Origin of the sequence: Streptomyces tubercidicus, assembly GCF_027497495.1 — a bacterium.
GTDB classification, from domain to species: Bacteria; Actinomycetota; Actinomycetes; order Streptomycetales; family Streptomycetaceae; genus Streptomyces; species Streptomyces tubercidicus.
This window is the reverse complement of the sequence record NZ_CP114205.1, coordinates 6187581-6209430: the sequence shown is the minus strand read 5'-3', so window position 1 is coordinate 6209430 and position 21850 is coordinate 6187581. Positions and strand designations below refer to the sequence as shown.

General features: G+C 72.9%; 19 protein-coding genes. 3 read left to right on the top strand and 16 right to left on the bottom strand.

The features are described 5' to 3' along the window. Positions 1-101: 101 nt before the first annotated feature. The 4 genes from STRTU_RS27070 to pepN all read right to left on the bottom strand — a co-directional run bounded on the left by STRTU_RS27070 (position 102) and on the right by pepN (position 6521). Positions 102-821, bottom strand: coding sequence for an SIMPL domain-containing protein (locus STRTU_RS27070; RefSeq protein WP_159747255.1), 720 nt, complete (start codon positions 819-821; stop codon positions 102-104). Between the two features lie 116 nt (positions 822-937). Next, positions 938-2371, bottom strand: coding sequence for a lysine N(6)-hydroxylase/L-ornithine N(5)-oxygenase family protein (locus STRTU_RS27065; RefSeq protein ID WP_269777396.1), 1434 nt, complete (start codon positions 2369-2371; stop codon positions 938-940). Further along, on the bottom strand, positions 2368-3801 hold the full coding sequence (locus STRTU_RS27060) for a pyridoxal phosphate-dependent decarboxylase family protein (RefSeq protein WP_269777395.1): 1434 nt from the start codon (positions 3799-3801) through the stop codon (positions 2368-2370). The genes STRTU_RS27065 and STRTU_RS27060 overlap by 4 nt, the downstream gene beginning before the upstream one ends. Positions 3802-3992: 191 nt before the next feature. Beyond that, positions 3993-6521 (bottom strand): aminopeptidase N, encoded by a 2529-nt coding sequence (gene pepN, locus STRTU_RS27055; RefSeq protein ID WP_269777394.1) that lies wholly within the window; start codon positions 6519-6521, stop codon positions 3993-3995. A 150-nt stretch (positions 6522-6671) separates the two neighbouring features. On the opposite strand from pepN, the gene STRTU_RS27050 reads away from it, so the two are divergent. Continuing rightward, positions 6672-7202 (top strand): MarR family winged helix-turn-helix transcriptional regulator, encoded by a 531-nt coding sequence (locus STRTU_RS27050; RefSeq protein WP_159747246.1) that lies wholly within the window; start codon positions 6672-6674, stop codon positions 7200-7202. Here the strand turns inward: STRTU_RS27050 and STRTU_RS27045 are convergent, their stop codons facing one another. Genes STRTU_RS27045 through STRTU_RS26995 form a run of 11 tightly spaced genes read right to left on the bottom strand, consistent with a single transcriptional unit; the run spans position 7203 to position 17148 of the window. Next, the gene (locus tag STRTU_RS27045) at positions 7203-8210 is read right to left on the bottom strand and encodes an aromatic ring-hydroxylating oxygenase subunit alpha (RefSeq protein ID WP_159746628.1); all 1008 of its coding nucleotides are present in this window, start codon (positions 8208-8210) and stop codon (positions 7203-7205) included. It abuts the gene before it with no gap. A 1-nt stretch (position 8211) separates the two neighbouring features. Further along, positions 8212-8439 (bottom strand): recombinase-like helix-turn-helix domain-containing protein, encoded by a 228-nt coding sequence (locus STRTU_RS27040; RefSeq protein WP_159746627.1) that lies wholly within the window; start codon positions 8437-8439, stop codon positions 8212-8214. Between the two features lie 20 nt (positions 8440-8459). Further along, a complete protein-coding gene (locus STRTU_RS27035) occupies positions 8460-9398 on the bottom strand; it encodes a PDR/VanB family oxidoreductase (protein WP_159746626.1) in 939 nt (312 codons plus the stop codon). Positions 9399-9411: 13 nt separating this feature from the next. After that, positions 9412-11037, bottom strand: coding sequence for a thiamine pyrophosphate-binding protein (locus STRTU_RS27030; RefSeq protein ID WP_159746625.1), 1626 nt, complete (start codon positions 11035-11037; stop codon positions 9412-9414). An 11-nt stretch (positions 11038-11048) separates the two neighbouring features. Beyond that, the gene (locus STRTU_RS27025) at positions 11049-11831 is read right to left on the bottom strand and encodes an SDR family oxidoreductase (protein WP_159746624.1); all 783 of its coding nucleotides are present in this window, start codon (positions 11829-11831) and stop codon (positions 11049-11051) included. A gap of 19 nt (positions 11832-11850) precedes the next feature. Further along, entirely contained in the window at positions 11851-12603 is a 753-nt protein-coding gene (locus tag STRTU_RS27020) for an SDR family oxidoreductase (protein WP_159746623.1), read from the bottom strand. Beyond that, a complete protein-coding gene (locus STRTU_RS27015) occupies positions 12596-13117 on the bottom strand; it encodes a cupin domain-containing protein (RefSeq protein WP_159746622.1) in 522 nt (173 codons plus the stop codon). Before STRTU_RS27015 ends, STRTU_RS27020 begins: the two co-directional genes overlap by 8 nt. Next, a complete protein-coding gene (locus STRTU_RS27010) occupies positions 13108-13905 on the bottom strand; it encodes an alpha/beta fold hydrolase (RefSeq protein ID WP_159746621.1) in 798 nt (265 codons plus the stop codon). The genes STRTU_RS27015 and STRTU_RS27010 overlap by 10 nt, the downstream gene beginning before the upstream one ends. Beyond that, entirely contained in the window at positions 13902-14705 is an 804-nt protein-coding gene (locus tag STRTU_RS27005; RefSeq protein ID WP_159746620.1) for an aspartate dehydrogenase domain-containing protein, read from the bottom strand. The genes STRTU_RS27010 and STRTU_RS27005 overlap by 4 nt, the downstream gene beginning before the upstream one ends. Then, on the bottom strand, positions 14702-15607 hold the full coding sequence (locus STRTU_RS27000) for a VOC family protein (RefSeq protein WP_159746619.1): 906 nt from the start codon (positions 15605-15607) through the stop codon (positions 14702-14704). Before STRTU_RS27000 ends, STRTU_RS27005 begins: the two co-directional genes overlap by 4 nt. Positions 15608-15624: 17 nt before the next feature. Continuing rightward, complete coding sequence (locus STRTU_RS26995; protein WP_159746618.1) at positions 15625-17148, bottom strand: aldehyde dehydrogenase; 1524 nt, start codon at positions 17146-17148, stop codon at positions 15625-15627. A gap of 321 nt (positions 17149-17469) precedes the next feature. Between STRTU_RS26995 and STRTU_RS26990 the strand changes: the two genes are divergently transcribed. Next, positions 17470-18855: an MFS transporter gene (locus STRTU_RS26990; protein ID WP_159746617.1), complete on the top strand. Its 1386-nt coding sequence runs from the start codon at positions 17470-17472 to the stop codon at positions 18853-18855. A 51-nt stretch (positions 18856-18906) separates the two neighbouring features. On the opposite strand, the gene STRTU_RS26985 is transcribed toward STRTU_RS26990, so the two are convergent. Beyond that, positions 18907-19794 carry a helix-turn-helix domain-containing protein gene (locus STRTU_RS26985; protein ID WP_159746616.1) on the bottom strand — a complete coding sequence of 296 codons (888 nt, stop codon included), beginning with the start codon at positions 19792-19794 and terminating at the stop codon, positions 18907-18909. Positions 19795-20040: 246 nt separating this feature from the next. On the opposite strand from STRTU_RS26985, the gene STRTU_RS26980 reads away from it, so the two are divergent. After that, positions 20041-21828, top strand: a complete 1788-nt coding sequence (locus tag STRTU_RS26980; RefSeq protein ID WP_159746615.1) for a beta-galactosidase — start codon at positions 20041-20043, stop codon at positions 21826-21828. Positions 21829-21850 lie beyond the last annotated feature (22 nt).

The following is a 21850-nucleotide window of genomic DNA, read 5'->3' as shown; positions in this document are numbered from 1 at the left end:
AAGTGACTGCTCAACGAGCGCTTGATGAAAGGCTGTTGACAAGTAATGGAATGGGCGCGGCGGCGCTCCGATGAGCAGGAATTCATTCCATGCGCCTGGTCTCACAGTACGGGACGGGTCATGGTGAAGCGTGCGTTGAGGTGGGCGTAGACGGCTTGGCGCTGGGGTTCGAGATCGAGGGCGGGGGCGGTTTCCTGGACGGCGGCGCGACCGTATCCGGCGAAGCCGCGCATGCCGGGGGCCTGGTCGGGGGCGGTGTTCTCGGCGCCGAGGTCGGCGATTTCGAGGAGGGCGTCGAGGCGGGCGCCGAGGGCTTCGGCGTATTCGCGGGCGCGCTGGACGGCTTCGTGGACGGCTTGGGTGCGGGCGGCGCGGTGGGCGGGTGAGTCGGGGCGCAGTGCCCACCAGGGGCCGTCGACGCGGGTGAGGTCGAGGTCGGCGAGGCGGGTGGTGAGTTCGCCGAGGATGGTGAAGTCGTTGAGGGTGGCGGTGTGGGTGACGCGTCCGTGGTAGGCGCGGATGCGTTCGTGGCGGCCTTTTTCGGTGAGCTGGGGGGTGAGGCTGAAGGTGCCGGTTTCGAGTTTTTCGATGGCGTCGCCGTAGGTCTTGATGAGGGTGAGGGCGGCGTCGTTGCGGTGGGTGAGGTCGGTGAGGGCGGTGGTGCGGTCGGTGCCGCGGGCGCTGATGGTGACGGCGATGCGGGCGATTTCGGGGTCGACTTCGAGGCGGGCTTCGCCGCGTACGGCGAGGCGGGGGGTGTCGGGGGTGCCGTAGGGCAGGGGGGTGTCAGTGGCGGGGGTGGCGTCGGTGGGGTGGGTCATGGGTGGCTCCCGGTATGGGGGGTGGGTGGTGCAGGGTCGCATACCGGGGCGGCCGCTGGTGGCTCATTCGCGTGGCGGGTGTGGGGCCGGGGCGCCGGGCCGTGTCGGGAGGCGGGTCAGCGGCGGGGGACGAGGGTGGAGCCCTGGCGGGGGACGGTGCCGGTGCGGGTGGCGGGCTGGGGGAGGCCGAAGGTGGTGAAGGCGGTGCGGGTGGGGAGGGGGTAGGGGGTGGTGCCGGTGAGGGAGTTGAGGATGGTGGCGCTGCGCCAGGCGGCGAGGCCGAGGTCGGGGGCGCCTACGCCGTGGGTGTGGGTTTCGGCGTTCTGGACGTAGACGGAGCCGGTGATGGCGGGGTCGAGGACGAGGCGGTGGTGGGCGTCGATGCGGGGGCGGGCGCCGGAGTCGCGGCGTACGTAAGGGTCGAGGGCGGCGAGGAGGGTGTCCATGCGGCGTTCGCGGTAGCCGGTGGCGAGGACGACGGCGTCGGTGGTGAGGCGGGAGCGGGTGCCTTGCTGGAGGTGGTCGAGGTGGAGTTCGACCTTGGTGGTGCCGACGCGGCCGGCGGTGCGGACGAAGACGCCGGGGGTGAGGGTGGCGTCGGGCCAGCCGCCGGCGAGGGTGCGGCGGTAGAGCTCGTCGTGGATGGTGGCGAGGGTGTCGTGGTCGATGGCTTTGTGGAGTTGCCATTGGCCGGGGACGAGGTCGTCGCGGACGCGTTCGGGGAGGGCGTGGAAGTAGCGGGTGTAGTCGGGGGTGAAGTGTTCGAGGCCGAGTTTGCTGTATTCCATGGGGGCGAAGGCGGGGGTGCGGGCGAGCCAGTGGAGTCCTTCGCGGCCGGTGGGGCGGTCGCGGAGCTGGTCGAGGAAGATTTCGGCGCCGGATTGTCCTGCGCCGATGACGGTGAGGTGGTCGGCGGCGAGCAGGCGTTCGCGGTGGTCGAGGTAGTCGGCGGAGTGGATGACGGGGACGGCGGGGGCGTCGGCGAGGGGGCGGAGGGGGACGGGGATGTGGGGGGTGGTGCCGATGCCGAGGACGAGGTTGCGGGCGTGGGTGCGGCCGAGGGCTTCGGCTTCGCCGTCGGTGTCGAGTTGGGTGAAGTCGATTTCGAAGAGTTCGCGTTCGGGGTTCCAGCGGATGGCGTCGATTTGGTGGCCGAAGTGGAGGGTGGGGAGTTGTTCGCTGACCCAGCGGCAGTAGGCGTCGTATTCGGCGCGGTGGATGTGGAAGCGTTCGGCGAAGTAGAAGGGGAAGAGGCGTTCGCGGGTTTTGAGGTAGTTGAGGAAGGTCCAGGGGCTGGCGGGGTCGATGAGGGTGACGAGGTCGGCGAGGAAGGGGACTTGGAGGGTGGCGCCGTCGATGAGGAGGCCGGGGTGCCAGTGGAAGGCGGGGCGTTGGTCGTAGAAGGCGGTGCGGAGGCCGGTGAGGGGGTGGGCGAGGGCGGCGAGGGAGAGGTTGAAGGGGCCGATGCCGATGCCGGCGAGGTCGAGGGGTTGGTCGGGGTTCGTGGTGTGGGGGGTGGGGGCGCCTTCGGGGTGGGGGGTGCTGGTCATCGGGGGGTGTGGCCTTCCACGAGTTTGAGGAGGGTGGTGAGGTCTCCGGGTTGGGTGTGGGGGTTGAGGAGGGTGGCTTTGAGCCAGAGCCCGGTGGGGGTGGTGGCGCGGCCGAGGACGGCGTGTCCGTCGGTGAGGAGGGTGCGGCGGATGGTGGCGAGGGTGGTGTGGTCGGCGCCGGTGGGGCGGAAGAGGACGGTGCTGAGGGTGGGGCGGGAGTGGAGTTCGTAGCGGGGGTGGGCCTCGATGAGGTCGGCGAGGGTCTGGGCGGCGGCGAGGGTGCGGTCGACGAGTTCGCCGAGGCCGTGGCGGCCGAGGGCTTTGAGGGTGACGGCGATTTTGAGGATGTCGGGGCGGCGGGTGGTGCGCAGTGAGCGGCTGAGGAGGTCGGGGAGGCCGGCTTCGGTGTCGTCGTCGGCGTTGAGGTAGTCGGCTTGGTGGGCGAGGGGGGTGAGGGTGGCGGGGCCGGGGACGGCGAGGAGTCCGGCGGCGACGGGTTGCCAGCCGAGTTTGTGCAGGTCGAGGGCGACGGTGTGGGCGCGGGCGAGGCCGTTGAGGGCGGTGCGGTGGGTGTCGCTGAAGAGGAGGGCTCCGCCGTAGGCGGCGTCGATGTGGAAGCGGGCGCCGTGCTGTTCGGCGAGGTCGGCGAGGGCGGGGAGGGGGTCGATGGCGCCGGTGTCGGTGGTGCCTGCGGTGGCGGTGAGGAGGAGGGGGCCGGTGCGTCCGGCGAGGCTGGCGAGGCAGCTGTGGACGGTGTCGGGGGTGAGGATGCCGTCGGGGGTGGGGAGGGTGAGGGGTTCGGGGAGGCCGAGGAGCCAGGCGGCGCGGTGGATGCTGTGGTGGGCGTTGGCGCCGCAGACGATCTGGAGGGGGCGGGCGGGGCGGTGGGGGTCGGTGGCGGTGGTGTCGGGGGTGGCGGCTTCGCGGGCGAGGAGGAGGGCGAGCTGGTTGGATTCGGTGCCGCCGGTGGTGATCAGGGCGTCGGGGTCGGTGGCCTGGGGGTAGACGAGTGCGGCGAGGGCGCGGCTGGTGAGGGCTTCGAGGGCGGAGGCTGCGGGGGCCTGGTCCCAGGAGTCGAGGGAGGGGTTGAGGGCGGCGGCGGCGAGGTCGGCGGCGGCGGCGACGGCCAGCGGCGGGCAGTGCAGGTGGGCGGCGCAGTGCGGGTCGGCGGGGTCGGCGGCGCCGGCGGCGAGGGTGTGGACGAGGGTGCGCAGGGCGGTGAGCGGGCCGCTGCCGTGTTCGGGGAGCAGGGGGTGGCAGGCGTCGCGTACGGTGCGGGCGACGGTTTCGGGGCCGCCGGGCGGCAGGGGGCCGGCGCGGTCCTCGGCGCCGGTGGTGAGGGCGTCGAGGACGGTGTCGAGGAGGGGGCGGAGTGCGCGGGGGCCGTTGGTGCCGCCTGCGAGGGCGGTGCCGGCAGGGGGCACGGGCATCAAGGGGCTCTTCTGTCAGGGGAGTTGGGGCCGTGGTCCGGTGTCGGACGAGCCCTTAGGCAGCCCTAAGTTACTTTCCCTGTACGGTGCGTATCCACTGGTCGCGGTCATACCACCCGTAAGTGGTACGGGTGTACCGCAGGTGTTCGGGTGCCGCCGGCTGCCGGTCCGGCGGCGCCCGGTGGGGTGTGTCAGGTGTGGGCGGCCGCGGCGCGTACCCGCAGGGCGCGGCGCAGGTCGTCGAGTTGGTCGGTGAGCTTGCGGCGCAGGGCGGGGGTGGGGTCGCGGTCGGTGAGGCAGTCCTGGCCGAGGGCGAGGGTGTGGTCGTCGACGAAGGGGGTGGGGAAGGCGTAGCGGCCGGCGGCCGTGGCGAGGGCGGGGCCGCGGGCGGCGGCGAGGGCGGGGACCTCGGTGAAGTACCGGTCGGCGTAGGGGCGGAGCAGGTCGAGTTGTTCGGGGGCCCAGAAGCCGGTGGCGGTGGCGGTGAAGAGGTGGGTGGAGAGGGCGGTTTCGCCGTCGGTGGTGAACAGGGCGTTCCAGGCGGCTTGTTTGGCGGCCGGGTCGGGGAGCGCGGCGTGGCAGCGGGCTGCGCCTTCGCGGCCGGTGGCGCTGGGGTCGCGGGCGAGTTCGGCGTCGATGGTGTCGGGGGTGGTGGCGCCGAGGGTGGCGAGCCGGGCGAGGATGCGCCAGCGGAGTTCGGGGTCGAGGCGGGGGCCGCCGGGGACGGCGCCGTCGTCGAGCCAGTCCTGGAGGCTTTCGGGGGTGGTGGCGCTGTCGATGAAGGCGCGTACGGCGGTGAGCCGTAGTCCTGTGGTGGTGGCGTGTTCGGGGCCTTCGGTGCGGCGGAGTATGTCGCGGCTGAGGGCGGTGAGGGTGGTGAGGGCGGTGTGGCGGCCGGAGGGGAGGTAGTGGTCGGCGATCTGGGTGCGGGCGAAGGCGAGGACGCCTTGGACGAGGGCGAGGTCGGTTTCGTGCGGGAGGTGGGCGCGGGCGGCGTCCAGGTAGGCGGTGGGGGCGAGTTCGCCGTCGCGGACCATGTCGCGGGCGGCGTTCCATACGACGGCGCGGGTGAGCGGGTCGGGGAGGCCGGACAGGGCGCCGAGGGCGGTGTCCCAAGAGACGGGGTCGAGGCGGACCTTGGCGTAGGTGAGGTCCTGGTCGTTGAGGAGGAGCAGGGCGGGGCGGCCGCCGGTGGCCCGGTGGGTGCCGTCGCCGGGCACGTCCCAGGTCAGTGGTGTGCGGGGGACGAGGTGGCCGGTGGTGTGGTCGTGGTCGTAGAGCCCGATGGTGAGCCGGTGGGGGCGGGTGCCGTCGGTGCTTCCGGTCTGCTCGACGGTCAGGGTCCAGTCGCCGTCGGCGGCTTCCTGCACGACGGGGGTGAGGGTGTCGACTCCGGTGGTGCGCAGCCAGCGGGCGGCCCAGGCGTGGACGTCGCGGTCGGTGGCGCGGGCGAGGGAGTCGAGGAAGTCGGCGAGGGTGGCGTTGCCGAAGCGGTGCCGGGCGAAGTGGCCGTTGATGCCGGTGAGGAAGTCCTTCTCGCCCATCCAGGCGACGAGTTGGCGGAGTGCGGAGGCGCCCTTGGCGTAGGAGATGCCGTCGAAGTTGAGGAGGGCGGAGGCGGTGTCGGGGACGTCTGCGGGGGTGGGGGCGACGGGGTGGGTGGAGGGCCGCTGGTCGGCGTCGTAGCCCCAGCCCTTGCGGGCGACGGCGAAGTCGGTCCAGGTGTCGGTGAAGCGGGTGGCTTCGGCGAGGACCTGGTAGCCCATGTATTCGGCGAAGGACTCGTTGAGCCAGATGTCGTCCCACCACTGGAGGGTGACCAGGTCGCCGAACCACATGTGGGCCATTTCGTGGGCGATCACGACGCCGCGGGTCTGGCGTTCGGTGTCGGTGACGGCGGAGCGGTAGACGAATTCGTCGCGGAAGGTGACCAGGCCGGGGTTCTCCATGGCGCCGGAGTTGAATTCGGGGACGAAGGCCTGGTCGTAGGAGTCGAAGGGGTAGGGCTCCTCGAAGATCTCGTGGTAGCGGTCGTAGCAGCGCCGGGTGAGGTCGAGGATTTCTTCGGCGTCGGCGTCCAGGTGGGGTGCGAGGGAGCGGCGGCAGTGGATGCCGAAGGGCAGTCCGGCGTGTTCGGTGCGGACGGAGTGCCAGGGGCCGGCGGCGACGGCGACGAGGTAGGTGGAGATGAGGGGGGTGGGGGCGGCCTGCCAGCGGCCCTCCCCCAGGTGTTCGGTGATGCCGTTGGCGAGGACGGTCCAGTCTTCGGGGGCGGTGACGGCGAGCGCGAAGACGGCCTTGAGGTCGGGCTGGTCGAAGGCGGCGAAGACGCGCTGGACGTCCTCCATGAACAGCTGGGTGTAGACGTAGCTCTCGCCGTCGGCGGGGTCGGTGAAGCGGTGCATGCCCTCGCCGGTGCGGGAGTAGCGCATGGTGGCGTCCAGCCGCAGCTCGTGGGCACCGGGGGTGAGGCCGGTCAGCGGGAGGCGGTTGTCGTCGAGCGCCGCGGGGTCGAGCGGGTGGCCGTCGAGGGTGACGGAGTGCAGCTCGGCGGGCCTGAGCTCGACGAAGGTGTCGCCGCCGGTCCGCGCGGTGAAGTGGATGACTGTCCGGGAGCCGAATCGCTCCTCACCTTGGGTGAGGTCGAGGGCGACCTCGTAGCGGTGGACGTCGATGAGTCGGGCTCGGGTCTGCGCCTCGTCGCGCTGCAGTTGCGGCATGCGGCCATGCTGCCGTACGGCCGGTGGCGGGTGCACGGGGGTTTCGGCGGGTCGGGACGGTTAGGGGGGATGACTTCTCAGCACTAAACTATTCCGGTGGATCGGGTACCGGGCCGCGGCTCGGGAGCGCAGTTCGGGGAGGACCCACGGATGGCCAGGAAGACGACGGCGCAGCCGGACGCGGTGGCGTCGATCATCGAGGAGTGGCGGCGGGAGCGGCCGGAGCTGGACACCTCGCCGCTGGAGGTGCTGGCGCGGCTGCACCGCACGTTCCTGCGCTACAGCGCGCGGCTGACGGCGTCGGTGGAGGCGCACGGGCTGTCGGTGGCCGGGTTCGATGTGCTGACGGCGCTGCGCAGGGCGGGCAGCCCGTTCCGGCGCACGGCGGGGCAGTTGGCGGACTCGGGGCTGATCTCGTCGGCGGGGGTGACGCTGCGTATCGACCGGCTGGAGAAGGACGGGCTGATCGTGCGGGAGCGGGACGCGGAGGACCGCCGGGTGGTGCGGTCGCGGCTGACGGAGGAGGGGCTGGCGAAGATCGACGCGCTGTTCGCGGAGCATCTGGAGAACGAGCGGCGGATGCTGGCCGGCCTCTCCCCCGCCGAATGCCGTCAGCTGGCGCGACTGCTGTCGAAGCTGGAGCGGTCGATCACGGAGTCGGACGCCGGGGGCGCACGCTGATCAGTGGTGCTGGGCCTCGGCGTCGGCCCGGAACAGGCGCCGTAGCCGTACCACCCCCAGGTCGTGCTGGTAGAGGTTCTCCCGCTGGTCGGCGTCGGCCGGGAGGGCCTCCAGCATGACCCGGTCCTGTTCCAGCACCTCCCAGTGGCGCTGCTCGATCAGCGTCCGGTAGAGGAAGCGCCAGGTGTCGCGCTGCCAGTCCTGGACGCGGCGGTAGCGCCAGAAGAAGACCCCGCAGCGCCGCTCGTCCACCGGGCAGACCATGCCGACGATCCCGAACGGGCCGCCGGGGCCGCCGGACGGGGGGTACGGGATCTCCAGGTCCACCCAGTCGACGCCGGTGCGGCACAGCTCCACCCAGTCGAAGTTCACGCCCCGCTGGTCGGTCTTCTCGAAGAAGTAGCCGCGGTCGGTCTCGCGGATGCGGAACTTGGCGGTGGTGTCCCCGTCGTACATGGAGTGCGACTCGTGGTGCAGGAACGCTCCGTGCATCGGGTCGAGGAGGTTCTCCACGGCGTAGCGCCAGGGCACGTTCCACTCGGCGTAGCACAGGAACGCGTCGGTTCCGGGGTCGGTGAGCGGCCCGGGGAGGGTCAGCTCGGCGGGCTCGGGGTGCTCCTCGTCGCCGAAGTACGCCAGGATCGCGCCGCCGGCCTCCTGTACGGGCAGCGAGGTGACGAGCTTCTTGCCCTCCAGGTTGCAGCCCGGCAGGCCGGGGACGGCACAGACGGTGCCGTCGGTGGTGACCTCGACGCCGTGGTACCAGCAGGCCACCCGGTCGCCGAGGTGTTTGCCGAGGGAGAGGGGCGCGCCGCGGTGCGGGCAGCGGTCGTCGAGCATGGCGAGGGTGCCGTCGGCGCGGCGGAACAGCAGCCACTGCTCGCCGAGCGCGGTGACCTTGCGCAGCGCGCCGGGCGCGACGAAGGAGGAGGGGACGACGGGGTGCCACTGGTTGCGCAGGCCGGTGGCGTAGATGTGCTCGGCGGTGTCGTGGCAGGAGAGGGTCATGTCAGGCTCCCAGGCGGTGCATCTCGGCGCGGAAGGATTCCTCGGTCCACGGGGCGCCGTCGGGGGCGTGGACCTGGCGGGCGTTCAACCCCCGTATGACGTCGGTGAGTTCATGGCCGTCCTCGGTGAAGACCTCTTCGAGGGTGGCGGCCAGCTTGTCCTCGTAGGGGGTGGGTTCGTGCGTACGGGACTGGTGGGCGTCCAGGTACGGCCAGGTGGCATCGGGCATGGGGGCCTCCGGAGGGGGTTTCACAGGTCGAGGACGAGGCGGCCTGCGGCGCAGCGCGAGACGCAGATCATCATGGTGGCGTTCGCGGTGTGCTCGGCCTCGCTGAGCAGGAAGTCGCGGTGGTCGGGGGTGCCGTCCAGTACGCGGGTCTCGCAGGAGCCGCAGATCCCGTCGCGGCAGGAGCTGTCGACGTTCAGGCCGGCGTCCTCGGCGGCCTGAAGGATCGAGGTGTCGGCGCCGACGGTGAGGGTGCGGCCGGAGCGGTGGCACTCGACTTCGAAGGCGGTCGTGTCGCCGGTGCGCTCGACGAGGGGGGCGGCGAAGCGCTCCAGGCGCAGCCGTCCGGCGGGGCAGCGTTCCTCGACGGCGGTCAGCAGGGGTTCGGGGCCGCAGCAGTAGACGAGGGTGTCGTCGGGCAGGTCGGCGAGGGCGGTGCCGAGGTCGATCGGGCCGTGTTCGTCCTGCGGGACGAGCGTCATATCGCCTTCGAGGGCCGCCAGTTCTTCGGTGAACGCCATCGAGGTGCGGGTGCGGCCCCCGTAGACCATGCGCCAGGTGGCGCCGCGCCGGGTGGCCTCGCGGGCCATGGCCAGGAGCGGGGTGATGCCGATGCCGCCGGCGACGAAGAGGTAGTCGGCGGCGTCCTCCAGCGCGAAGTGGTTGCGCGGCCCGGCGACGGTGAGCCGCTGACCGGGGCGGAGCCGGGTGTGGATGTGGCGTGAACCGCCGCGGGAGGCGGGCTCGTTGAGGACGGCGATGCGGTAGGTGTCCGTGGTGTGCGGGTCGCCGCACAGGCTGTACTGGCGGATCTGCCCGCCCACGTGGACGTCGAGGTGCGCGCCGGGGTCCCAGGCCGGCAGGGGTTTGCCGTCGGGGTGGGTGAGCTCGACGGAGAGGACGTTCTCGGCCTCCCAGGTCATGCGGCGTACCAGGAGGTCGAGGGTGGTGGCAGCGGTCATGGTGGCGGCCTCCCTACGCGGTGGGGATTTTGACGGGTGGGGTGAACGGGTTCTTCATCGGCCCGAGCGCGGCCAGGTCCACCTCGACGAGCGTCGGCCCGTCGGCGGTGACGGCCTCGGTGATCACCGGCTCGGCGTGTTCGGCGGCGGCGATCCGCCGGTAGGGCAGCCCGCAGGCGCGGGCCAGCAGCGCGAAGTCGGGGGTGGCCAGGTCGACGCCGGCGCGCCGGTCGCGGTGGGCGTCCTGCATGTTGCGCAGTACGCCGTAGCCGCCGTCGTTGAAGACGATCAGGGTGAGGCGGGGCCGCTCCTGGGCGAGGGTGAGGAGTTCGCCGAGGTGCACGGCGAGGCCGCCGTCGCCGGCCAGTACGACGGTCGGGGTGTGCGGGCGGGCGAGTGCGGCGCCGATGCCCATGGCGAGGCCCTGGCCGATGCCGCCGCCGCGCGGGAAGACGTTGTCGCGCGGGTCGTAGATCTCCAGCAGCCGGTTGCCCCAGCTGCTGGAGGGGATGGTGACGTCACGGGCGATGACTGCCTGCCGGGGCAGGGCGGCGCGGATCGCGTCGCAGATCGCGGCCTGCGGGCCGATGGTGTCGCGCAGGGTTGCCCGGACCTCGTCGCGGGTGGCGGTGATGCGCTCCGGCCAGCCGGGTTCGGCGGGCCGTGCGTGTGGCAGCAGTCGCTCCAGTACGGCCGTGGCGTCGCCGTGCAGGGCGTGCCGGGCCGGGTAGCTGCGGCCGAGGGCGGCGGCGTCGAGGTCGATCTGGATGTGGGCGTCGGGGAGGCGAAGGCCGTAGTCGGCGGTTTCGTTGGAGCGGAAGTGGGTGCCGATGCTGAGGAGGACGTCCGCGTCGGCGAGGAGGGCGCGGCCGGCCGGTGTGGTGGCGAAGTTGCCGATGGCCTGGGGGTGGTCCTCGGGTACCGAGCCGCGTCCGGAGTTGGAGGTGAGCAGGCCGGCACCGGTCACGGTGAGCAGCTCGGTGAGGTGCCTGCGGGCCCGGGTGGCGCCGCCGCCCGCCCAGATCAGGGGGCGTCGCGCGGAGGCCAGCAGGGCGCCGGCGGTGGCGAGTTCGTCCTGGCCGGGGGTGGGGGTCGGCGGCTCGGCGCACGGCTGGGGGGCGTCGTCCTGCGCCGCGTACTGGAGGTCGATCGGCCATTCGACGCTTGCCGGGCCGCCGGGGGCCGTGCGGGCGGCGTGGGCGGCCGCGCGCAGGATGCGGCCGGCGTCCCCGGCCGAGGGCACGGTGGCCGCGTAGGTGGACACCGCCGTCAGCATGCCCAGTTGGTCCTTGGTCTCATGGATGAAGCCGCGTCCGCTGCCCAGGAAGGGTGACTCCACCTGTCCGGTGATGTGCAGCACGGCCGTGCCGGACGACAGGGCCTCGATGAGCGCCCCGGCGGCGTTGCCGGCGCCGGTGCCGGTCGAGGTGAGGGCGCAGCCGATGGTGCCGCGGGCCCGCCCGTAGGCGTCGGCGGCGCTGACCGCGGATGCCTCGTGGCGTACGGGGACGAAGCGGAGCTCCCGGTCGACGGCCTCGACCAGCGGCAGGTTGTGCACGCTGACGATGCCGAAGGCGGTGTCGATGCCGAGCTCGCGCAGGACGGCGACGAGGAGATCGCCTCCGGTGTCATCACGCATGGGTGCTCTCCTCAGAGGATGCCGCGGCCGACTCCGCCGCAGACGTCGATGCTGGTGCCGGTGATGTAGGAGGCGCGCGGCGAGAGCAGCGCGACGATCGGGTAGGCGACCTCCTCGGCGCGGCCGAGCCGGCCGAGGGCGATGCCCCGGTCGGCGGCCAGCTCCGCCTGCCAGTCCTCGTAGGTCATGCCGGAGTCCGCTGCCGCGTGACGGCGGGTCCACTGGCCGGTGTCGATCAGGCCGAGGCAGACGGAGTTGACGCGGATGCCGTCCGGGGCGAGGGCGGCCGACAGGGTCTTGGCGAGGTTGAGGAGGCCGGCGCGGGCGGCGCTGGTGGTGATCAGGCGCGGTTCGGGCTGTTTGGCGAGGACCGCGTTGATGTTGACGATGCTCGCCGCGTCGGATGCCTTCAGGTAGGGGCGGGCCGCGTCGAGGGGGTTGAGGACGCCGGAGAACTTCAGCTCCAGCTCGTCGCGCCAGTCCTCGGCGGTCGCCTCGTCGAGACCTTTCATACGGGACTGCCCGGCGTTGTTGACGAGCCCGTCGACGCCGCCGAAGGTGTCGGCGATGCGTCGGGCGAAGGCGTGGGTGGCGTCCGCGTCGCGGATGTCGCAGACGCCGGTCAGCAGCCGGTCGCTGCCGAGGGCGGCGGTCGCCTTGGCGAGCCGGTCGGCGCTCCGGCCGCAGGTGGCGACGCGGGCGCCCTCGGCGAGCAGGGCGCGGACCGTGGCCAGGCCGACGCCCGAGCTGCCGCCGGTGACCCAGATGGTGCGGTCGGCGAGGCCCAGATCCATGACTCGGTACTCCAGTCGCTCAGTTCATGGTGAAGCCGCCGTTGACGGCGATGGTCTGTCCGGTGAGGTAGCGGGAGGCGTCGCTCAGCAGGAAGGAGACGAGGCCGGTGAGGTCGTCGGGCTGTTGGGGGCGGGAGACGGCCCGGTTCAGGCGGTAGAGGTCGTGTCGTTCGGCGGGCACGGTCTCGGTCGCCTCGCATTCGGTGAGGCCGGGCGCCACCGCGTTCACGGTGATGCCGGCCTCGCCCAGCTCCCGGGCCATGGCCCTGGTGAGTGCGATGACCGCGCCCTTGGAGGCGAGGTAGTGGGCGAGCCGCGGGGAGCCGTACAGGGCGGCGTCGGAGGCGATGTTGATGATCCGCCCGGGGGTGGTGAACAGCGGGTGGAGGGCCTTCGACACGAGCCAGGGGCCGCGGGCGTTGACGGTCATCAGCCGGTCCCAGGTATCGATGTCGATGTCCCAGAACTCCTTGCCGCCGACGCCGTTGGCGAGCGCGGCGTTGTTGACCAGGCCGTACAGGCGGCCGCCGGCCCGTACCTCGTCGGCCAGGCGGGAGACCGACTGCGGATCGGCGACATCGCACCGTACGAAGTGGGCGTCGATGCCGGCGCTGCGCAGTTCCGCCGTCGCCTGCTCGCCCCGTTCGGCGTCCCGTTCGGCGACGACGACCCGGAATCCGTCCGCGCCGGCCCGGCGGGCCATGGCCAGTCCCAGGCCACGGCCGGCGCCGGTGATGACGACGGTGGGTGCGCCGCCGGGGGTGTCAGTCACGGGTGACGCCGTGCATCGGCGAGTAGGCGGGGTAGGACGGCACCTGCGGCTTCCGGGTGCCGATGACGACGCAGAACAGGGCGTCGGTGTCGCCCTCGTTCTTCAGTGAGCGGGTGACACCGGCCGGCACGACGATCATGTCGCGGTAGCCGAGCGTGCGGTACTCGACCTCGTCGGGGCCGCGGTGGATGCCGACACGGACCCGGCCCTCCAGGACGAAGAATGCCTCTTCGACGTCGTGGTGGGTGTGGGCCGGGCCCTCGGCGCCGGGCGGCAGCAGCATGTTGGAGAAGGTGAAGCCGCCGGAGGGGAGGATGCGCTGGTCGTTCTCGTGGTTGCCGGTGGCGCCGGAGCCGACGTAGCGGATCTGGCCGCGGCGGTATTGCGGGCCGGCCTTCTCCTGGAAGGAGAGGGTGTCGAAGTCGGCGGTGCGCGAGTCCTTGGTGGCGATGAGGGAGTCGGTGTATGCGGCGAGGTCGTCGCCGTTGTCGTAGGCGGTGGTGGTCAGCGGCATGACGGGCCTTTCGGTTGCTCGGTGACGATGTCGAGGTGGGACAGGACCCAGGCGTTGAAGTGCCCGGGCTGTTCCTGATTGGCCAGGTGACCGGCGTCTTTGACGATCACGTAGGCGGTCTTGTGCAGGGCCCCGGCGAGGGCTTGGGATGCCTCGACGCCGGTGACGCGGTCCAGGTCGCCGCAGAGGACGAGGGCGGGGGCGGTGATGTCCGCCAGTTCGGTGCGGAGGTCCGCCGACGCCATGGATGCGGCGGCGTACGCGTAGCCGGGCAGGCGGACGGCGGCGGCCATGGTGTCGATGACGTGCCGGACGAGCTCCTGCGGTGCGTGCGGCGAGACGAGCCGGGGGCCGCGCCGCGCGGCGAAGGCGGCCGGGCCCAGCTCGGCCAGCTCGGCGGCGCGGGCCCGCATGGCCTGGGCCTTCGCCGGGTCCGTCGCCGACCCCGGGCTGGAGTCGGCGATGATCAGCGAGTCGACGAGGCCGGGGTGGCGGGTGGCGAGCCGTAGCGCGATCACGCCGCCCCAGGAGACGCCGAGGACATGGGCACCGGTGCCGTAGGAGCGGATCAGCTCGGCGGCGGCGTCCGCGTACCCGTCGAGGTCCAACGGGCCGTGTGGATCGGGCGATGCGGCGTATCCGGGGGCGTCCCAGGCCACCACCCGTGCGTGTGCGGAGAGCTCGGCGAGCTGTGGGGCGAAGGCGGCCGACGAGGAGCCGATGCCGTGCAGGCACAGCAGCAGCGGGCCGTGCTCGCCGGCCCGCACCGCGTGGACCGGGGCGCTCACAGGATCTGTCCCGTCCGCCCGGCGATCGCACCCAGCGAACGCAGCACCGCGTACGGCACGACCTGGCTGGTGGCGGGGTTGCCCGGGTCCGGGAGGTGGGCGACCTCGAAGCGGTAGGAGCCGTGTGCGCCGCGGGCCTCGACGCTGTGGCGGGTGTGGTGGGCGGCGGGGTCGGCGACGACCCGGACCCGGACGGCGTCCAGGTCGCCGACGGCGAGGGCGACCGAGGCGGCCACGTTCGTGGACCGGGGGAACTTCACCGGGACCTCGCGGGCGGTGCCGGACATCACCTCGACCGGGCCGGTGGCGGTCCGCATCCGGGTGAGCAACTCATCGTCCATCCACGGCTGTTCGAGGGTGGCGGGCAGCTTGGTGGTGGTCAGCCGGACGTCGTCCAGGGGCCCGAGGGACCGTACGGCCTGGAGGAGGTCCAGCCCGCCGAGGGCGCCGCCGGTGAAGTAGACCCGGCCCGGACCGGTGGTGAGCAGCCGCTTCGTCAGTCCGTCGTCGGTCAGGGCGCCGGTCGAGGCGACCAGCAGATCCGTCCCGGAGGCGAGGACCCGCTCGCCCCGTGCGCGCACCACGCCCTGCCCGGCCGCCTCGACGATCAGATCGCAGCGCTCCAGGGCCTCCTCGAAGGAGACCTGCGGGGCGGGCGCGGCCTCGCCCAGCGGGCGGTTGTCGACGAGGCACACCAGCTCGGCGCCGGGCACCTGCCGCCGGGCGAGAGCGGCGGCGACGACGCGGCCGATGGCGCCCCAGCCGATGAGCCCTACGTGCCGTGTCGTCACGGTCGTCATGCGTGCGCTCCTTCGGGGGAGCCCGCCATATGGCAGCGGATCTCCTGGGACGGTGGGCCTGCCGTGCCCCACAGGTCGGACAGCTCGGGGGTGCGCCGCCACACTTTGGCGATCCAGCGGTCTTCGACGACCTGTGCGACCTCGGAGGTGTACTCGCACACGAGCCCGGTCGGGTCGGTGAAGTAGGAGAAGGTGTTGTTGCCGGGGCCGTGCCGGCCGGGCCCCCACTGCGGGTCGATGCCGTGGTGCTTGAGCCGCCCCAGCCCCCGCATGAAGTGGTCGACCGAGCTCATCTCGTACGCGACGTGGTTGAGGGAGACCCATTCGGCCTGGTTGAAGGCGATGCAGTGGTGGTCGGCGTTGCAGCGCAGGAACGCCATCTGGTGCTCGGACCAGTCCGAGACGCGCAGGCCGAGGACATCGCAGTAGAAGGCGACGGAGGCGTCGATGTCGGTGGTGTTGAGGACGGCGTGGGTGACACCGACCGGGACGGCGGCGTCCCGGCCGCGCGGGGCGACGGCCCAGGTGTCGACGGACAGTTCGACCAGGCGTCCCTCGTGGTCGTGGAAGCGCAGACCGTAGCCGCCGCCGACCTGGTCCAGCGGGCCGGGCCCGGACACCGTGCGGATACCGTGCGCTTCGAGCCGGCGGGCCGCCTCGTCGGCCTCCGCGGGGGTGGTGAGGGCGAACGAGAGCCGGCCGAGGCCGATCCGGTCGGAGCGGGTGAGCTGGAGTGCGTGGTGTTCGTCGCCGGTGCCGCGCAGCCAGCTCGCGCCGGACTCGGTCTCGACGACCTCCAGGCCCCAGGCGTCCTGGTAGAAGTCGGTGGCCTCGGCGAAGTGCGGGGTGAGCAGCTCGACGGAGCGCAGGGCGCGCAGCCGGGCGATCGGGGGGTGGGGCATCGGTTCCTCCGGGGGTGTCAGTTGGCCCAGGGCAGCGGAGCGTCCGAGACGCCCCAGTACAGGGACTTCTGGCGCTGGTAGGCGCGGATGCCGTCGCGGCCCTTCTCCCTGCCGAGACCGCTGTCCTTCATTCCGCCGAAGGGGGTGGAGACGCTGAACTGCTTGTAGGTGTTGATCCAGACGGTGCCGGCGTCGATACGGCGTGCGATCCGCCAGGCGGCGCGGTGGTCGCGGGTCCAGATCCCGCAGGCCAGGCCGTAGACCGAGTCGTTGGCCTGGCGTATGAGGTCGTCCTCGTCGTCGAAGGGCAGGGCGACCAGGACCGGGCCGAAGATCTCCTCCTGGCAGGTGCGGGAGGAGTTCGGCAGGCCGTCGAGGACGGTGGGCAGGTAGTACGCGCCGTCGCGGTAGGCGTCGCCGTCGGGGGCGCTCCCGCCGCACAGCACCCGGGCGCCTTCCGCGCGCGCCAGATCGACGTAGCAGGCGACCGAGTCCCGGTGCTTGTGGTGCACGAGCGGCGCCACCTGTGTGCCGGGGTCCCCGCCGGGCCCGATGCGCAGCTTCTGCGCCCGGTCGACGAGTGCGCCGAGGAACTCCGGGTAGCGCTCGCGGGCGACGAACAGCCGTGAGCCCGCGATGCAGGACTGGCCGGTGGACGAGAAGATCCCGAACAGCACGCCGGCCAGGGCCTGTTCGAGGTCGGCGTCGGGGAGCACGACGGTCGGTGACTTGCCGCCCAGCTCCAGCGAGACCGGCATCAGCTTCTCGGCCGCGGCGTGGGCGATGGCCCGGCCGGTGCGGGTGCCGCCGGTGAAGGTGACCTTGCCGACGCGCGGGTGGTGCACGATGGCGTCGCCGACGGTCCGTCCGGGGCCCGGCAGGACGGACAACAGCCCTGTGGGGAGCCGGAGTTCGGTGAGCGCGCGGGTGATCAGGCGCCCCAGGGCGAGCGAGCCGAGCGGAGTCCATTCGGCGGGCTTGAGCAGCACCGCGTTACCGGCGGCGAGCGCCGGGGCGAGCTTCTGCGCATCGCTGGCGACCGGCGAGTTCCACGGGTTGATCGCGCCGACGACGCCGATCGGCTCGTACCGGCTCATCGTGAGGTAGTCGCCGCGGGCGGGGGTGAGGGCCTCCTCCGCCGTCTCCACGGCGGCCGCGGTGTAGCGGAAGGTGGCGGCGGCGCTGGCCACGAGGGCGCGGGTCTCGGTGAGCGCCTTGCCGGTGTCGGCGGTCTGGAGGGCGGCGAGCCGTTCACCCTCGGCGTCGACCGCGTCGGCGATACGGTGCAGCAGCCGGGCCCGCCGGTGGGCGGGCAGCTCCCGCCAGACGGGGTCGGCGGCCGCTCGGGCGGCATGCCGGGCGGCCTCGTCGACGTCGGTGGCGGCGGCGCCGGCGAGGGTGGTGAGGGTGCGGCCGGTGGCGGGATCGACGGTCTCGATCGGAGCGCCGTTGCCGCGCCGCCATTCCCCCGCGACGAGGATCTCGTCCGGGGTGGACTCCGGTGCGGGCACCCGTTGCTGCGCCGGCTCTTCGACGGTCATCCGCGGCCTCCTGACGGCGACTTGGGGGAGTCGAGCGAGCTGCCCGGCACACCGGGCGGGGCCGGTCGCCGCTCCCCGATTACTTCAGCACCAGAAATCTAAGCACTTAACTATTCCCCGGCAAGGGTCAGCTCGAAAAAAGTTCCGTTGGTCAAACCCTTGACGACCACACCCCTCGGGTCTGTAGAACTTAAGCCCTTAGAAACTTTGCGCTTCCGGACGGGATGCCCGAGCGAAAATCCAGACGGACCCCGCCCCCCGACGCCCCCTCCTCCCCCTCGTCCCTCACCCGCCACCTGCGCGGGACTGGAGGAATCCCGGATGAGCCTCGACACCTCCCCGGACCGCGACGCCGACGCCACCCGCGCCGCCATCGCGGCCCGCTTCGAACGCCTGCCGCTGTCGCGCTGGCATGTCACCGTCCGCATCGTGATCGGCGTGGTGACCTTCTTCGAAGCCTTCGACCAACTACTGATCGCCTACGCGATGCCCCAACTACGACAGGAGTGGAGCCTGTCCACGGCGGACTCCACCCTGGTCCTGACCATCGGCTCGGTCGGCATGCTGATCGGCGCGCTGTTCTCCGGACGGATGGCGGACCGCATCGGCCGGGTCAAGGTCATCGCGCTGTGCATCGCCGTCTCCGGCGCGGCCTCGCTCGCCCTCGCCGCCAGCCCCGGCCCCGGCCCCTTCATGATGGTGCGGTTCGTCCAGGGCCTCGCCATCGGCGGCGAGGTGCCGGTGGCGGCCACCTTCATCAGCGAGATCATCCGCAGCCATGGGCGCGGCCGCTTCGTACTCCTCTACGAGCTGGTGTTCCCCGCCGGGCTCACCGTCGGCGCGCTCTGCGCCGCCTGGATCGTGCCGGTGCTCGGCTGGCGCTGGATGTATCTGCTGGCCGCCGTGCCCGGGGTGTTGTGCGTACTGGTGTGGCGCACGGTGCCGGAGTCACCTCGGTGGCTCGCCGAGCGCGGACGGCCGGCCGAGGCGGCCGCGACCATGGACCTCATCGAGGCGAAGGTGGCGGACGCGACGGGGCGGCCGCTGCCTCCGGTGGCGCCGGCCGCACCTGCCCCCGAGCCGACCGACGGCCGCACCGGTGGCCTGTTCACCGGCCGCTACCGCCGGCGCACCCTCGTCGTCGGCACCCTCTGGTTCACCGGCTACTTCGTGAACTACGGGATCACCTCCTGGCTGCCCACCATCTACGGGGCCCGCTTCGGGCTCTCGCTCCCCGACGCGCTGCTCTACTCGACCGTCACCTCGGTCGCCGGACTGCTGGGCTGCCTGCTCGCCGCGCTCACCATCGACCGGATCGGGCGTCGCCGGATCTTCGCCCTCTTCCTGGGCGGCGCGGCCGCCGTCCTCCTCGTCCTGGCCGTGCTGGGCGCCCGTACGCCGGTCCAGGTGCTGCTGTGGACGTCACTGGCCGCGGTCTGCTTCTTCGGCTCCAACATCAGCCTCTACCTCTACACACCGGAGCTGTATCCGACGCGGACACGGGCGCTGGGGTGCAGCGTCGGTGGCGCGCTCAACCGCGTGGGCGTGATCCTGGGCCCCGTGGTGGTCGGCGCGGTCTACGCCGGGAGCACCGGGCTGACCGGGGTCTTCGCGATGCTGGGCGGGGTCGCGCTGCTGGGGGCGCTGGTGGCGGCCGCGTTCTGCGAGGAGACGACGGGGCGGACGCTGGAGGAGCTCTCGCCCTGAGGTCCGGCTCCCCAGCGTGCCCGGCAGCCGCTCACCGGTCCCGGTCCCCCGTCAGCCGCTCCAGCCGCTGACCAGCGGCGGATCGTCCGGGTCCGGGATCTTCGTGGACCAGCCGCCGGGCACGCTGTGCGTCTGGCGGTCGCGGAAGCGGACCGGGGCGGTGCCCACGCGGCGGGTGAACAGGCGGCTGAAGTAGGCGGGGTCGTCGTAGCCGACGCGGCGGGCCACGGCGGCGACCGGGAGTTCGGTGCCCACCAGGAGTTCCTTGGCGCGGCCCAGGCGGATGCCGAGGAGGTAGTCCTTCGGGCTGCAGCCGGCGCCGCGGCGGACGGCGGTGCGGAGTTCGGCGGGGGTCATCCCGTGCCGGGCGGCGTGCTCGGCGACCGAGAGCGGGAGGAAGGCGTCGCGGGCCAGGGCCGTCAGGACGGGGTCGCCGTCGGGGCCGGTGTCGGCGCGGGCGCGGCGCAGGGCGACCAGGAGTTCGTGGACGGCGGCGGAGGTCTCCACCTCCAGCAGGGGGTTGCCGCGGCGGGCGGCGCGTGCGATGCGCCCGATCGCGGCCCGCGCCGGTCCGGTGTCCGTGAGCGGGACGACGGGCCGGTCCGGCTCGATGTAGCCGAGTTCGGTGTAGGTGGCGGCGGCCGGGCCGGTGAAGTCGGCGAAGCTCTCGTCCCAGCCGGTGTCGGGGTCGGCCCCGTAGTGGTGCACCACGTCCGGGATGATCCACAGCAGGGCGGGGGCGGTGACCGGGTGGCGGCGGCCGTCGGGGGTGGTGCACCAGCCGCGGCCCGCGCTGATGACGAGGGCGACGTGGTGGTCGAGAGTGCGCGGGCCGACCGTGGGCAGGGCGCCGTGCTGGAGTCCGACGCCCAGGCACACCAGGCCGAGCCGGTGGTGGACCGGGCTCGGCGTGAAGTAGCGCATCCAGGTGTGGTACACGTCCGGCCTCCCGTCCCTCCGTACCGCGCGGTAGTACCCAGCCGTACCGCGCCTTACGGTTCCCTGCCGCTCCGTCGAACCGTCGAACCGTCCAAGCAGGGTCGATCTTTGTCCATGGACCGTCACACCGCCAGAGGGCGAGGGTGACCGATGACGTAGCGGTGACCGTGCGCGCCCGGCCCGTCTGCGCCCCTGGTGGGCAACGGCACGGCGTGGGCGGCACGGACGACACAGGGGCGGGCGAACGTGGCGCGGTTTGCGGTGGGCGGGCGGGACTTCACGGTGGACGGGCGGCCGGTGCGGCTGATGTCCGGGGCGATGCACTACTTCCGGGTGCACGAGGCGCAGTGGGGCCACCGGCTGGCGATGCTGCGGGCGATGGGCCTGAACTGTGTGGAGACCTATGTGCCGTGGAATCTGCACGAGCCGCGGCCCGGGGAGTTCCGGGACCCGGAGGCGCTGGGGCGGTTCCTGGACGCGGCGCACGCGGCGGGGCTGTGGGCGATCGTCCGCCCGGGGCCGTACATCTGCGCGGAGTGGGAGAACGGCGGGCTGCCGGAGTGGCTGACCGGGCCGCTGGGCCGGCGGGTGCGGACCCGGGACGCGGAGTATCTGCGGGCCGTCGAGGCGTGGTTCGCCCGGCTGCTGCCGCAGGTCGTGGCGCGGCAGTGTGACACCCGCGGGCCGGTGATCATGGTGCAGGCGGAGAACGAGTACGGCTCGTACGGCAGCGATGCGGGCTATCTCGGCTGGCTCGTGGAGCGGTTGCGGGCGCTGGGGGTGCGGGTGCCGTTGTGCACCTCGGACGGGCCCGAGGACCACATGCTGAGCGGCGGTTCGGTGCCCGGTGTACTGGCCACCGTCAACTTCGGCTCCGGGGCCCGGGAGGCGTTCGCGGCGCTGCGCCGGCACCGGGCGGACGGGCCGCTGATGTGTATGGAGTTCTGGTGCGGCTGGTTCGCGCACTGGGGGCGCGGCGAGGAGCCGCGCGCCGCGGAGGACGCGGCGGCGGCGCTGCGGGAGATCCTGGAGTGCGGCGCCTCGGTCAACGTCTATATGGCGCACGGCGGGACGAGCTTCGGCGGCTGGGCGGGCGCGAACCGCGCGGGTGAGCTCCAGGACGGGGAGCTGCGGCCGACGGTCACTTCGTACGACTACCAGGCGCCGGTCGACGAACGCGGGCGGCCGACCGAGAAGTTCTGGCGGTTCCGGGAGGTGCTCGCCGCGTACGCGGACGGTCCGCTGCCCCCGGTGCCGGAGCCGCTGCCCGTACTGGCGGCTCCGGCGCGTGCGGTGATCGAGGAGTGGGCACCGGCCGGGGAGGTGCTGGCGGCGCTGGGCGGGGCGCAGATCGAGGCGGCCGGTCCGGCGACGTTCGAGGAGCTGGGGGTGGATCGGGGGGTGGTCCGCTATCAGGTGGCGGTGCCGGGGCCGCGGGGGCGGTATCCGCTGCGGGTGCGCGGGCTGCGGGACCGGGCGGTGGTGTCCGTCGACGGGGCGCCGTACGCCGTGGTGGACGGTGAGGACGCGGTGCTGGGTGAGGTGGCGGGGCCGGCGGCGGTGGAGTTGTGGGTGGGCTCGCTGGGGCGGGTCAACTACGGGCCGCGGCTGGCCGAGTCGAAGGGGATCGTGGGCGGGCTGCTGCACGAGCGGCAGTATCTGCACGGTGTGCGGTCGCGGGGGCTGCGGCTGGACGCGCTGGAGGAGGACGGGGCGTTGGCCCGGGTTCCGTTCCGGGCGGTGGAGGGGGCCGGGGGCGGTGCGGGGCTGTACCGGGGAACGGTGACGGTGGCGGGGCGGCCGGGTGACGCGGACCTCGCGCTGCCGGGCTGGCGGCACGGCTTCGCCTGGATCAACGGGTTCTGTCTGGGGCGCTACCGGTCCGAGGGGCCGCAGCGCACGCTGTACGTACCGGGCCCGGTGCTGCGCGAGGGCGCCAACGCGCTGCTGCTGTGGGAGTGGGAGGGCGCCCCGGCCCTGGTGGGGACAGGGGCGGGGGCGCCCGGTCTGTATCCCTGCGGGGCAGGGAGCTGAGCGCGGCCGTGGGGGCGGGGCG